Genomic DNA, 12,109 nt, shown 5'->3' with positions numbered 1-12,109 from the left:
ACTTTGCAGTTTTCTGTAGGAGCGGCTTCAGCCGCGAATGTCCTTGCCCCGGGAAAGCCGGTGCGCGCAGCGCACCCTACGCGAAAGCTCAGCCCCCCACCTCCCCCGTTTCCAGCTTGCGCCACAGCAAACGCACTGCTGCCTTGCGTACCAGGGCGCAGCGGTACAGGCGGATTTCCAGCGGGATCTGCCACTGCTCGCCGCCGCAGATGGCCAGTTCGCCGCGAGCCAGTTCGGCGGTGACCGACAGGCGTGGCACCCAGGCCACGCCCATGCCCTGCAGGGCCATGCTCTTGAGGCTGTCGGCCATGGCGGTTTCGTACACGGTGGTCGAGCGCAGCGCGCGCTGGCGCAGCAGCAGGTTGACCGAGCGCCCGAGAAAGGCACCGGCGCTATAGGCCAGCAGCGGTACGCTCTGCCCGCCGTCGAGGTCGTAGAGCGGCGCGCCAGACTCGTTAACCGCGCATACCGGCAACATCGAGGTGGCGCCCAGGTGCAGCGAGGGGAAGATCGCCGGGTCCATCTGCAACGCGGCATCCGGGTCGTAGTAGGCGAGGATCAGATCGCAAGCGCCTTCGCGTAGCGAGTGCACCGCCTCGCCGACATTGGTCGCCACCAGGCGGGTAGTCAGGGGCAGGCCTTCGCGGCGCAGGCGGGCGATCCATTCGGGGAAGAAGCCGAGGGTCAGCGAGTGCGCGGCGGCGATCGACAGCACTTCGCCCTGCTGGCCTTCCAGGTTGTGCAGGTGGCGCACCACTTCGCCGAGTTGCTCGACCAGGCTGCGCGCGGTAACCAGAAACAGCCGCCCTGCTTCGGTCAGTTCGATGGGGGTGCAGGAACGATCCACCAGGGTCAGGCCGAGCATCGCCTCCAGGCTGCGGATGCGTCGGCTGAACGCCGGCTGGGTGACGAAGCGCTTCTCCGCGGCCTGGGAGAAGCTGCGGGTACCGGCCAGGGTGACGAAGTCTTCCAGCCACTTGGTTTCCAGGTTCATCGAGTCTCCGTAGCCCGGATGCAATCCGGGGTTGGCCCGTCACGTTGCCCCCGGATTGCATCCGGGCTACGCACTATGGGCAGGGTGCGAATCGTGGGAGGCGCTTCAGCGGCGGAGCGCTCGCCGCTGAAACCCCTCCCACGGAGGTCATGTACGCCGCAGCGGCGATCGACGTCACATCCACATTATGCCGATTGTGCATAGGGCAGCAAGCAACGGCATTGGTAGCGAGGCGGCCAGGGCCCCTATTCTATGGGCATCGCGGCACTCGCCGTATTTCCCAAGAGCCATCTCTATCATGTCCTCTGCTGCATCTGTTCGCGTCGAAAAAGACCTGCTCGGCACCCTCGAAGTCCCCGCCGATGCCTATTACGGCATCCAGACCCTGCGCGCCGTGCAGAACTTCCGCCTGTCCGGCGTGCCGCTGTCGCATTACCCGAAACTGGTGATCGGCCTGGCCATGGTCAAGCAGGCCTCGGCTGACGCCAACCGCGAGCTGGGCCACCTGTCCGCGGCCAAGCACACGGCGATCAGCACCGCCTGCGCACGCATCATCCAGGGCGAGTTCCACGAGCAGTTCGTGGTCGACATGATCCAGGGCGGCGCCGGCACCTCGACCAACATGAATGCCAACGAGGTGATCGCCAACATCGCCCTCGAGGCCATGGGGCATGAGAAGGGCCAGTACCAGCACCTGCACCCGAACAACGACGTGAACATGGCGCAGTCGACCAACGACGCCTACCCGACCGCCATCCGTCTCGGCCTGCTGCTCGGCCACGACAGCCTGCTCAGCGCGCTGGACAAGCTGATCCAGTCCTTCGCCGCCAAGGGCCTGGAGTTCGGCCACGTGCTGAAGATGGGCCGCACCCAGCTGCAGGACGCCGTGCCGATGACCCTCGGCCAGGAATTCCGCGCCTTCGCCACCACCCTCGGTGAAGACCTGCAGCACCTGAAACTGCTGGCGCCGACCCTGCTCACCGAGGTCAACCTGGGCGGTACCGCCATCGGCACCGGCATCAACGCCGACCCGAAATACCAGGCCCTGGCGGTCAAGCGCCTGGCCATCATCAGCGGCCACCCGCTGACCCCGGCTGCCGACCTGATCGAAGCCACCAGCGACATGGGCGCCTTCGTGCTGTTCTCCGGCATGCTCAAGCGCACCGCGGTCAAACTGTCGAAGATCTGCAACGACCTGCGCCTGCTGTCCAGCGGCCCGCGTACCGGCATCAACGAGATCAACCTGCCGGCGCGTCAGCCGGGCAGCTCGATCATGCCGGGCAAGGTCAATCCGGTGATCCCCGAGGCGGTCAACCAGGTTGCCTTCGAAGTGATCGGTAACGACCTGGCCTTGACCATGGCGGCCGAGGGCGGCCAGCTGCAGCTGAACGTGATGGAGCCCCTGATCGCCTACAAGATCTTCGACTCGATCCGCCTGCTGACCCGCGCCATGGATATGCTGCGCGAGCTGTGCATCGACGGCATCACCGCCAACGAGACGCGCTGCCGCGAACTGATGGAGAACTCCATCGGTCTGATCACCGCGCTCAACCCCTACATCGGCTACGAGAACGCCACCCGCATCGCCAAGGTCGCCCTGGAAAGCGGGCGCGGCGTACTGGAGCTGGTACGCGAGGAGCAGCTGCTGGACGAGGCCACCCTGGCCGACATCCTGCGCCCCGAGAACATGATCGCCCCGCGCCTGGTACCGCTGCAGGGCTGATTCATCGAATGACACACGCCGCCCCCTTGGGCGGCGTGTTCATTTCCGCCCTCGAGCCTGTTCATGGGGCGGCACCGCTGAAGGCCGCGCAGACGGCCCCACAAAAACGACAATCCGGGTGTACAACATATGAGTCAGAGCAACACCACTTCCTCTTCCTTCCTTGCGCGCGTGCCTTTGTGGCAGCAGATTCTCGTCGGCCTGGTGCTCGGCGTGGTCGTCGGCATGCTGTTCAAGAGTCTCGCCCTGGCGCTGGCGCCGGTCGGCGCGCTGTTCCTCAACGCGATCAAGATGTTGATCGTACCGCTGGTGTTCGTCTCCCTGGTGGCGGGCATCACCGCCATGAGCGACAGCGCCAAGTTGGGCCGCATCAGCGTCAAGACCATCGCCATCTACCTGATCACCACCGCCTTCGCGGTGAGCATCGGCCTGGCGTTCGGCACCCTGTTCAGCCCCGGTGAAGGCATGAACATGGTCGCCAGCGGCAGCGAAGAGGCCAAGCAGGCGCCCTCGCTGGTGCAGATCCTGGTGGGCCTGGTGCCGACCAACCCGGTGATGGCCTTCGCCGAAGGCAACATCCTGCAGATCATCGTCTTCGCCATTGCCTTGGGCGTGAGCATGAACCTGATCGGCGAGAAGGCCGCGCCGGTGGTCAAGCTGTTCGACAGCCTGGCCGAGGTGTTCTACAAGCTCACCGACCTGGTGATGCGCTTCGCCCCCATCGGCGTGTTTGCGCTGATCGCCGGCGTGGTCGCTTCCCACGGCATCGAGGTATTGCTGCCGCTGGCCGGGGTGATCGGGGTGATCTACCTGGCCAGCATCGCCCATATGCTGCTGATCTATGGTGGCCTGATCGGCGGCCTGGCGCGCCTCAGCCCGCTGCGTTTCTTCCGCGGCATCGCCCCGGCGCTGGCGGTGGCCTTCAGCACCTCGAGCAGCTCCGGCACCCTGCCGGTGTCCATCGAGTGCGCGCGCAAGAACCTCGGCGTATCGCAGGGCGTGGCCGGCTTCGTGCTGCCGGTGGGCGCCACCATCAACATGGACGGCACCGCGATCTACCAGGGCGTGCTGGCGCTGTTCATCGCCCAGGCCTTCGGCATCGACCTGAATGCCGGCCAGTACCTGATGATCATCCTCACCGCCACCCTGGCTTCGGTCGGCACCGCCGGCGTACCCGGCGCCGGCCTGATCATGCTCGGCCTGGTGCTGACCTCGGTCGGCCTGCCGCTGGAAGGCGTGGCGCTGATCGCCGGTATCGACCGCATCCTCGACATGGCGCGCACCACGGTGAACGTCGCCGGCGACCTGATGACCACCACCCTGGTGGGCAGCAGCGAGAAGGAGCTGGATCGCGAGATCTACAACAGCGACAACGCTGCCTGAGCAACCGCTTTCATAGGAGGCCTTCACCAGCCTCAACCTTCAGGGATGGCCTCGGCCATCCCTTTTTTTTGTGGCCGCCGTAGGGTGCGCCGCGCGCACCGCCGGTTGGCCTGCGTTACAGCTTCCAAGCCCGGCGTAGCGTCTGCGCCGCCTCGACGATCTGCGCCTCGGGCACTGCCGCAAAACCCAGCACCAGCCCGGCGCGGGCGTTCTCGGCCGCTTCGCTGCCGGGTAGCCAGTAATCGCTCAAGGGGTTCATCTCGATACCGGCTGCGCGGGCAGCGCCGATCAGCTCACGCTCACGGGCCAGGCTCTCGACCCTGATACTCAGGTGCAGACCGGCCTCAACCTTCGGCAGCGGCGAGCATCCGGGAATCGCCTGCGGCCAGGCCTCGATCAGCGCGTCGCGGCGGCTGCGCGCCGCCTGACGCATGCGCCGCACATGGCGCTGGAAGTGCCCGGCGGCGATGAACTCGGCCATGACCGCCTGGGTGCCAACCTCCGAGTGGCGTATCTCCAGCGCCTGGCGCCTCGCGAAACTCTCGGCCAGCGCGGGCGGCAGCACCAGATACCCCAGGCGCAGTGCCGGGAAGGCGAGCTTGCCGAAGGTGCCGATGTAGATCACCCGTTGCTGGTCATCCAGCGCTGCCAGTGGCGCGAGTGGCGTACCGCTGTAGCGGTACTCGCCGTCGTAATCGTCCTCGATGATCCAGCCGTTCACGCGCTTGGCCCACTCCAGCAAGGCCAGGCGCCTGGGCAGCGACAGGGTGACGCCGGTGGGGTATTGATGCGCGGGCGTGACATAGGCCAGCCGGCAATCGTTCAGACGCTGCAGGGCGTCGACGTCCAGGCCATCGCCGTCCACCGCTACGCCGCACAGTTGTGCGCCGGCCACGGCGAAGGCATGGCCCGCCGCGCGGTAGCCGGGGTTTTCGATGGCCACGCGGCCGCCCGGTTGAATCAGCAACTGCGCGCAGAGGCTGATGGCCTGCTGCGAGCCGCAGGTGATCAGTACCTGCGGCGCCTCGCAGGTCAGGCCGCGGCTGTTGCGCAGGTAGGCGGCGATCAATTCGCGCAGTTGCAGGTCACCGGCAGGGTCGCCATAGCCCAGCCGTGCCAGCGAGGGTTTGCGCCAGAAGCGCGCCTGCAGACGTGACCAGGTCTCGAAGGGGAACAGGTCGAAAGCCGGCACGCCGATGCGAAAGGCGCGCGGTGCGCCCGCGGCGGGCATCGCCAGGTGATGGTTGTGCAACAGCTGCAGCGCCGGGCTGGCCGCTGCCGGGGCGAAGGCTGCCACCGGGGCAGGCCGTTGGCGCGTCAGCGCGGCGACGTAGGTGCCATCGCCGACCCGCCCGTTCACGTAGCCCTCGGCATACAGTTGGTCCAGCGCGCGGGTCACGGTATTGCGCGAGATGCCGAGCAGCGCGGCCAGCTCGCGGCTGGCCGGCAGGCGCGTGCCTCCGGCCAGGCGACCGTCGAGGATGCGCTCGCGCAAGGCCTGGTAGAGCTGGCGCGCCAGCCCCTGGCCGGGCTGCAGGTGAATGCCGGAAAGGTCGAATGGCAAGGCGGGCGAGCGTCTCATGATGGATAAATTGGCTCTATCGAAGTTGTCGAAAATGGATCTTACGTCAGGCCAATATCCTGCCTAGCATGGCTCCATCACACCAGGAGATGCCGCCATGTATTGCCCCGCCGCCTTTCGCCAGGACGATCTGCCCAGCCTGCACGCGCAGATCCACGCCAGCGGCCTGGCCATCGTGACCAGCAGCGGTGCGCAGGGCCTGCAGGCCAGCCATCTGCCGTTGCTGCTCGAGCCTGGCGAAGGCGAGTTCGGCACCCTGTACGGCCACTTCGCCCGCGCCAATGGACACTGGCGCGACCTGGCCGCCGGCGCCGAGGCGCTGGTGGTGTTCAGCGGTGCGGACGCCTACGTGCATCCCGGCTGGTATCCGGCCAAGGCCGAGCACGGCAAGGTGGTGCCGACCTGGAACTACATCGCAGTGCATGCCTGGGGCCAGGCCGAGGTGTTCGACGAGCCCGAGCGCCTGCTCGAGCTGGTCAGACGTCTCAGCGAGCGCCACGAACAAAGGCGCCCGCAGCCCTGGGCGGTCAGCGATGCGCCGCGCGACTACATCGACAGCATGCTGCGCGCCATCGTCGGCTTCGCCCTGCCGATTCGTCGGCTCGAAGGCAAATGGAAGCTCAGCCAGAACCGTTCGGCGGCTGACCGGGTCGGCGTGCGCAACGGCCTGGCCGCCTCAGCCAACCCGCAAGAGCGGGAACTGGCGGCGCAGATGAATCCCACCGACTGATCACCAAAGGAAGGCCCTCATGCTCGATATCCGCCCTGTCACCCCTGCTGATCACGCCGTCTGGCTGCCGCTCTGGCAGGCTTACCAGCGCTTCTACCAGGCCGAAATTCCAGCCGAGACCAGCGCCCTCACCTGGCAGCGCTTTCTCGACCCGGCCGAGCCGATGCACGCCGCCCTGGCCTGGCAGGACGGCGAGGCAGTCGGCGTGGTGCACTTCATCTACCACCGCAGCTGCTGGACGAGTGGTGACTACTGCTACCTGCAGGATCTGTTCGTCGCCGAGCACATTCGCGGCGGCGGCATCGGTCGCGCGCTGATCGAGCACGTTTACGCCCAAGCACGCGCCGCTAGCGCCAGCCGCGTACATTGGCTGACCCAGGAAACCAACTACCAGGGGCGTATGCTCTACGACCGCATCGGCGACCGCTCCGGTTTCATCCAGTACAGGAAGCTCTTCTGAGGCCGACCTCACTCCATCTCGAACAACCCACCCCGTAGCTGCGCGCCGCCCAGGCGCTGACGGATGTCGTCGTCGATGCGTGGGTCGTCGGGGGCGTAGAGCATCAGTTGGCGATAGGCGTTGACCCGGTTGATCTCGTTGCCCAGGTACTGCCAGACCACCCGGGTGCAGGCCGGGGTGCGCCGGTCGCCGCTGGAGACGCCGGTCTTGATGCCGTTGAGGCGGATGATGCGGCTCTTGAAGCTGGGAATCAGGATGGTCTGGCTCATCTCGTTGCCGGTGAGCGATTCGTAGTCCACCAGAAACAGGCGGTCCTGCAGGAAGAACGCCGTGCCCAGGTAGCGACAGCGCACCCAGTCCTCGCTGCCGCCGCGCGTGGGTTCCTGCCGCTCCTGGCGTTCCTGGCGCTCGAACAGGTAATTGCCGCGCTCCTCGCGCAGGTGCACCAGTGACAGCAGCACGTGCCCGGGCACCGACATGCAGTTGGAGTACTCGAAGTAGTAGCCGCAGTAGCGCTCCATCGGGCTGGCCTGGCGGCGCAGCGGGGCGAACAGTTCCAGCAGCGGGTCAGTGCCGCTTTGCAGCTGCGCAGTGCCGCTGCGGGCGCCGATGAGGCGGGAAAACTGGTCGGCCGGCATGGCCAGTTCGAAGGGTTCGACACCGAAGAAATCGCAGATGCGCTTGAGGTTGTGTGGGGTCGGTCGGCTTTGCCCTGCCAGGTAGCGATTGAACTGCGCGCGGTTGATCGCCAGCTTGCGGCAGACCTCGGCAATCGAGCGGTAATGGCTGCAGAGCAGTTTGAGGTTGCTGCCGAGGGAATCGGACATATGGCCGCTCCAGCTGATGCGAATGACGCGATTCTAGCATCAACTCGCATCAGATCGCCGCGACCTGCGAAATTGCCCGATGAGGCCTCTATCACGAACCATTCCGCAATCCGCCCGGCGGGGCGTATTCCCATTCAGAACAACAAGAGAAAAAGCCTCCATGCTCGATCTTCTCAATGACCTTATCTGGAGCAAGCTGCTGATCGTGATGCTGATCGGTCTCGGCCTGTACTTCACCATCGCCTCGCGCTTCGTCCAGTTCCGCTACTTCGGCAGCATGTTCCGTATCTTCAGCGAAGCCTTCCAGCGTCAGCCGGGCCAGCTCAGCTCGTTCCAGGCGCTGATGCTGTCGGTGGCCGGCCGCGTCGGCGCGGGTAACATCGCCGGTGTCTCGGTAGCGATCATGCTCGGTGGCCCGGGCGCCATCTTCTGGATGTGGGTCGTGGCCCTGGTCGGCATGGCCACCAGCTACTTCGAGTGCTCCCTGGCGCAGCTGTACAAGCGTCGCGAGGCCGACGGCGGCTATCGCGGCGGCCCGGCCTTCTACATCCAGCACGGTCTTGGTCAGCGCTGGCTGGGCATCCTCGTGTCGATCCTGTTGCTGGTGACCTTTGGCTTCGGCTTCAACGCGGTGCAGTCCTTCACCGTGGCCAGCTCGCTGCACGACACCTTCGGCATCCCGACCCTGGCCAGCGGCATCGCCCTGACCGTGGTGATCGGTCTGATCATCTTCGGCGGCATCAAGCGCATCGCCCAGTTCGCCGACGTGCTGGTGCCGGTGATGGCCTTCTCCTACATCGCCATGGCGGTGCTGGTGATCGGCCTGAACATCAGCGAGGTGCCGGCCACCTTCGCCCTGATCATCAAGAGCGCCTTCGGTCTCGAGCCGGCCTTTGCCGGTGGTATCGGCGCGGCCATCATCATGGGCGTCAAGCGCGGTCTGTTCTCCAACGAGGCCGGCCTGGGTAGTGCGCCGAACGTGGCCGCGGTCGCCGAGGTCAAGCACCCGGTCGCGCAGGGCATCGTGCAGTCGCTCAGCGTGTTCATCGACACCCTGATCCTGTGCAGCTGCACCGCGCTGATCATCCTGCTGTCGGGCGTCTATCAGCCGGGTATGGAACAGGCCGGTGTGGTCCTGACCCAGAGTGCGGTCGCCGCCGTGGTCGGCGAGTGGGGCCGCGTATTCGTCAGCCTGGCGCTGCTGCTGTTCGTCTTCACCACGCTGATCTACAACTACTACCTGGGTGAAAACGCTCTGGGTTTCTTCAGCCAGAAGCGTGGCCCGGTGATGATCTACCGCGTGCTGGTGGTCGGCCTGGTGCTGTGGGGTTCGGTGCAGGATCTGGGCACCGTGTTCGCCTTCGCCGACGTGACCATGGGCCTGCTGGCCATCGCCAACCTGATCGCCCTGGCGCTGCTGTTCAAGGTGGGCGTGCGCCTGATGCGCGACTACGATAGCCAGATCAAGGCTGGCGTCGAGTCTCCGGTGTTCGACGCCAAGCAGTTCGCCGATCTGGACCTCGACCCCGCCGTATGGGGCAATCAGCCGAGCAACGCCGCCGACCCGGCGGAGATCGGTGATCGCGCCTACCAGCGTTGATCTGACTCGGATGGGAAGAAGGGGGCAAGGCCCCCTTTTTCTTGGCCTGCCAACTCTGGCAGCCATTCTGCAGGCAGTCGCGAGCGACGCTGCGCCTGCCCCGTGATTTGCGAGGAGAGCCCATGGCGACCCCAGAAAAACTCCTGGTGCTGTACACAGGCGGCACCATTGGCATGCAGATGAGTGCAGACGGCCTGGCGCCGGCCTCGGGCTTCGAGGCGCGCATGCGCGCCCAGCAAGCCGGCGAAAACGCCAGCGAGCTGCCGCACTGGCAGTTCCGCGAGCTGCTGCCGCTGATCGACAGCGCCAACATGAACCCCGGCCACTGGCTGGCGCTGCGTGACGAGATCGTCAGCGCTGTGGAAACCCACGGCCACGACGCCGTGCTGGTGCTGCATGGCACCGATACCCTGGCTTACAGCGCCGCGGCGCTGAGCTTCCTGCTGCTCGGCCTCGACGTGCCGGTGGTGCTGACCGGCGCCATGCAGCCAGCCGGCGTGGCCGGTGGCGATGCCTGGCCCAACCTGTTCGGCGCCATGCGTGCGTTGCATCGCGGTGTCGCGCCTGGCGTGCATCTGTACTTCGACGGTCAGCTGCTGCATGGCGCACGCTGTTCGAAGCTGCGCAGCGATGCCTTCGATGCCTTCCAGGTGCTGCCGCGTCAGCGTCAGGCCGAGCATGTCGGGATCAGCGCCCTCATCGACTACCGTCAGGCGCGAGAGCAGGTGAACCTGGCCGTGCTGCCGCTGCATCCGGCACTGCAGGCGAGCCATCTCAGCGCATTGCTCGACAGCGGCGTGAAGGGCGTGCTGCTGGAGTGTTATGGCAGCGGCACCGGCCCGGCCGGTGATGCCGAGCTGATGGCGGTGCTGCGCGATGCGCATGCGCGTGGTGTGGTGCTGGCGGCGATCAGCCAATGCCCGCAGGGTCATGTGCAGTTCGGCGTGTACGCTGCCGGCAGCCGTCTGGCCGAGGTCGGCCTGGTCTCCTGCGGTGGCATGACCCGTGAGGCCGCACTGGGCAAGCTGTTCGCCCTGCTCGGCGCCGGGTTGACTCAGGCCGAGGTGGAGCACTGGCTGGCGCGCGATCTCTGTGGTGAGATGAGCGACTGATCCACCTGCCCGAACAGAGGAAGGACGATGAGCATCGAAATTCGCCCTGTAGTCGCTGCCGATCACCAAGCCTGGTTGCCCTTGTGGCAGGGCTACCAGCGCTTCTACATGACCGAGATCCCGGCCGAGACCAGCGCCGTCACCTGGCAGCGCTTTCTCGACCCCGCCGAACCCATGGGCGCCGCACTGGCCTGGCAGGGTGACCAGGCCATTGGCCTGGTGCACTGGGTCATCCACCGCTCGACCTGGACCACTGGCGACTACTGCTACCTGCAGGATCTGTTCGTCGCCAAGGGCGAACGTAGTGGCGGTATCGGCCGCAAGCTGATCCAGCACGTCTACGACCACGCCCGCGCCGCCGGCTGCTCGCGTGTGCACTGGCTGACGCACGAGAGCAACAGCCAGGCCATGCTGCTCTACGAGCGCATCGGCGAGCGCTCGGGGTTCGTGCAGTATCGCAAGCTGCTGTAGAGGCACGACCTTTTGCAGCGGTGGGCGACGCGCCAGTCTCGTAGGGCGCGCCGCACGCACCGGACAATGCCTGCTCGGCAGGGCGAGACCCGGTGCGCATGGCGCACCCTACGGGTTAAGGTCGAGCCCGCAGGTGATACCGTGCGCCCTCAGGCAAAGGGGCGGCGGACGAAGGGTCAGAAAACCGACCAACCGATGCGCTGGCTGAGCAGCTCCAGTGCTTTCATGCCGGCCAGCGAATTGCCGGCGGCGTTCAGCTCGGGTGACCACACGCAGACGCTGAACTGCCCCGGCACCACCGCGACGATGCCACCACCGACGCCGCTCTTGCCTGGCAGGCCGACGCGGTAGGCGAAGTTGCCCGCCTCGTCGTACAGCCCGCTGGTGGCCATGATGGCGTTGATCTGCTTGCTCTGCCGGGGCGACAGCACCTGCTCGCCGCTGTGCTTGCAGAAACCCTGGTTGGCCAGAAAGCCGAAGGCACGCGCCAGGTCGACACAGCTCATGCGCAGCGCACAGCAGCTGAAGTAGCTGCGCAGCACGGCTTCTACCTCGTTGTGGAAATTGCCGAACGACTGCATCAGGTAGGCCGCCGCCGCGTTGCGCGCGCGGTGCTGGTACTCGGATTCGGCGACGTGGTTGTCCACCGTCACTTCGGGATTACCCGACAGGCGCCGGACGAAATCGCGCATCGACAGCGCCGGGGCGGCATAGCGCGACTGGTTGATGTCGCAGATCACCAGGGCGCCGGCATTGATGAACGGATTGCGCGGTTTGCCCCGCTCGAACTCGAGCTGCACCAGCGAGTTGAACGGCTGGCCGGACGGCTCATGGCCCAGGCGCTGCCATATCGCCTCGCCACTGTGGCCGATGGCCTGCACCAGGCTGAACACCTTGGAAATGCTCTGGATGGAAAAGGGCATGTGCGCATCGCCGGCGACATGCAGCTGGCCATCGTTGCCATATACGGCGATGCCCAGTTGATCGGGCACCACGCTGGCCAGCGCGGGGATGTAGTCGGCCACCTTGCCCTGGCCGATCAGCGGGCGGACTTCATCGAGAATTTCGTGCAACAGCGCTTGCATGTTCGGGCTCGCGAGTAGGCCGGGGAGCGTCCCGGCAGGTCAGTGCTAGACGCCTGCGGACGCTGCGGAATCACAGGCAGGCGCTTGCCCTGAGTGGCGCGGCCGCCTAGTCTCGGCCCTCCCTCGTTGAAGACGTAGCCCG

11 protein-coding genes are annotated in these 12,109 nt (G+C 66.2%); 7 read left to right on the top strand and 4 right to left on the bottom strand.

Going from position 1 to position 12,109, the window contains the following annotated elements; genetic code table 11:
- Positions 1 to 88: 88 nt before the first annotated feature.
- Positions 89 to 994 (bottom strand): LysR substrate-binding domain-containing protein, encoded by a 906-nt coding sequence (locus BLS61_RS12965; protein WP_090431458.1) that lies wholly within the window; start codon positions 992 to 994, stop codon positions 89 to 91.
- Between the two features lie 298 nt (positions 995 to 1,292).
- Between BLS61_RS12965 and aspA the strand changes: the two genes are divergently transcribed.
- Together aspA and BLS61_RS12955 are read left to right on the top strand one after the other, a co-directional pair.
- Complete coding sequence (gene aspA, locus BLS61_RS12960) at positions 1,293 to 2,717, top strand: aspartate ammonia-lyase (protein WP_011920457.1); 1,425 nt, start codon at positions 1,293 to 1,295, stop codon at positions 2,715 to 2,717.
- Between the two features lie 129 nt (positions 2,718 to 2,846).
- Complete coding sequence (locus BLS61_RS12955; RefSeq protein WP_090431456.1) at positions 2,847 to 4,100, top strand: dicarboxylate/amino acid:cation symporter; 1,254 nt, start codon at positions 2,847 to 2,849, stop codon at positions 4,098 to 4,100.
- Between the two features lie 115 nt (positions 4,101 to 4,215).
- Here the strand turns inward: BLS61_RS12955 and pdxR are convergent, their stop codons facing one another.
- Entirely contained in the window at positions 4,216 to 5,682 is a 1,467-nt protein-coding gene (pdxR, locus tag BLS61_RS12950; protein ID WP_090431454.1) for a MocR-like pyridoxine biosynthesis transcription factor PdxR, read from the bottom strand.
- A gap of 97 nt (positions 5,683 to 5,779) precedes the next feature.
- Between pdxR and BLS61_RS12945 the strand changes: the two genes are divergently transcribed.
- Positions 5,780 to 6,412 carry an FMN-binding negative transcriptional regulator gene (locus BLS61_RS12945; RefSeq protein ID WP_090431452.1) on the top strand — a complete coding sequence of 211 codons (633 nt, stop codon included), beginning with the start codon at positions 5,780 to 5,782 and terminating at the stop codon, positions 6,410 to 6,412.
- 19 nt (positions 6,413 to 6,431) lie between these two features.
- On the top strand, positions 6,432 to 6,872 hold the full coding sequence (locus BLS61_RS12940; protein ID WP_090431450.1) for a GNAT family N-acetyltransferase: 441 nt from the start codon (positions 6,432 to 6,434) through the stop codon (positions 6,870 to 6,872).
- 8 nt (positions 6,873 to 6,880) lie between these two features.
- Here BLS61_RS12940 and BLS61_RS12935 read toward each other — a convergent pair whose 3' ends face one another.
- Positions 6,881 to 7,699 carry a helix-turn-helix domain-containing protein gene (locus tag BLS61_RS12935; protein WP_090431448.1) on the bottom strand — a complete coding sequence of 273 codons (819 nt, stop codon included), beginning with the start codon at positions 7,697 to 7,699 and terminating at the stop codon, positions 6,881 to 6,883.
- A gap of 160 nt (positions 7,700 to 7,859) precedes the next feature.
- Here BLS61_RS12935 and BLS61_RS12930 point away from each other — a divergent pair, with 160 nt between their 5' ends.
- The 3 genes from BLS61_RS12930 (at position 7,860) to BLS61_RS12920 (ending at position 10,882) form a co-directional block, all read left to right on the top strand.
- A complete protein-coding gene (locus BLS61_RS12930; RefSeq protein WP_090431446.1) occupies positions 7,860 to 9,299 on the top strand; it encodes an alanine/glycine:cation symporter family protein in 1,440 nt (479 codons plus the stop codon).
- Between the two features lie 122 nt (positions 9,300 to 9,421).
- The gene (locus BLS61_RS12925) at positions 9,422 to 10,411 is read left to right on the top strand and encodes an asparaginase (RefSeq protein ID WP_090431444.1); all 990 of its coding nucleotides are present in this window, start codon (positions 9,422 to 9,424) and stop codon (positions 10,409 to 10,411) included.
- 27 nt (positions 10,412 to 10,438) lie between these two features.
- Complete coding sequence (locus BLS61_RS12920; protein WP_090431442.1) at positions 10,439 to 10,882, top strand: GNAT family N-acetyltransferase; 444 nt, start codon at positions 10,439 to 10,441, stop codon at positions 10,880 to 10,882.
- A 176-nt stretch (positions 10,883 to 11,058) separates the two neighbouring features.
- Here BLS61_RS12920 and glsB read toward each other — a convergent pair whose 3' ends face one another.
- Positions 11,059 to 11,967, bottom strand: coding sequence for a glutaminase B (glsB, locus tag BLS61_RS12915; protein WP_090431440.1), 909 nt, complete (start codon positions 11,965 to 11,967; stop codon positions 11,059 to 11,061).
- Positions 11,968 to 12,109 lie beyond the last annotated feature (142 nt).

Origin of the sequence: Ectopseudomonas guguanensis (assembly GCF_900104265.1) — a bacterium.
Classification (GTDB): domain Bacteria; phylum Pseudomonadota; class Gammaproteobacteria; order Pseudomonadales; family Pseudomonadaceae; genus Aquipseudomonas; species Aquipseudomonas guguanensis.
This window is presented reverse-complemented; position numbering and strand designations above follow the sequence as displayed.

What these genes read in the sequence shown, in the direction of transcription:
- BLS61_RS12965 (WP_090431458.1), bottom strand. Translation starts at nt 994, where the DNA reads ATGAACCTGGAAACCAAGTGGCTGGAAGACTTCGTCACCCTGGCCGGT.
- aspA (WP_011920457.1), top strand. Translation starts at nt 1,293, where the DNA reads ATGTCCTCTGCTGCATCTGTTCGCGTCGAAAAAGACCTGCTCGGCACC.
- BLS61_RS12955 (WP_090431456.1), top strand. Translation starts at nt 2,847, where the DNA reads ATGAGTCAGAGCAACACCACTTCCTCTTCCTTCCTTGCGCGCGTGCCT.
- pdxR (WP_090431454.1), bottom strand. Translation starts at nt 5,682, where the DNA reads ATGAGACGCTCGCCCGCCTTGCCATTCGACCTTTCCGGCATTCACCTG.
- BLS61_RS12945 (WP_090431452.1), top strand. Translation starts at nt 5,780, where the DNA reads ATGTATTGCCCCGCCGCCTTTCGCCAGGACGATCTGCCCAGCCTGCAC.
- BLS61_RS12940 (WP_090431450.1), top strand. Translation starts at nt 6,432, where the DNA reads ATGCTCGATATCCGCCCTGTCACCCCTGCTGATCACGCCGTCTGGCTG.
- BLS61_RS12935 (WP_090431448.1), bottom strand. Translation starts at nt 7,699, where the DNA reads ATGTCCGATTCCCTCGGCAGCAACCTCAAACTGCTCTGCAGCCATTAC.
- BLS61_RS12930 (WP_090431446.1), top strand. Translation starts at nt 7,860, where the DNA reads ATGCTCGATCTTCTCAATGACCTTATCTGGAGCAAGCTGCTGATCGTG.
- BLS61_RS12925 (WP_090431444.1), top strand. Translation starts at nt 9,422, where the DNA reads ATGGCGACCCCAGAAAAACTCCTGGTGCTGTACACAGGCGGCACCATT.
- BLS61_RS12920 (WP_090431442.1), top strand. Translation starts at nt 10,439, where the DNA reads ATGAGCATCGAAATTCGCCCTGTAGTCGCTGCCGATCACCAAGCCTGG.
- glsB (WP_090431440.1), bottom strand. Translation starts at nt 11,967, where the DNA reads ATGCAAGCGCTGTTGCACGAAATTCTCGATGAAGTCCGCCCGCTGATC.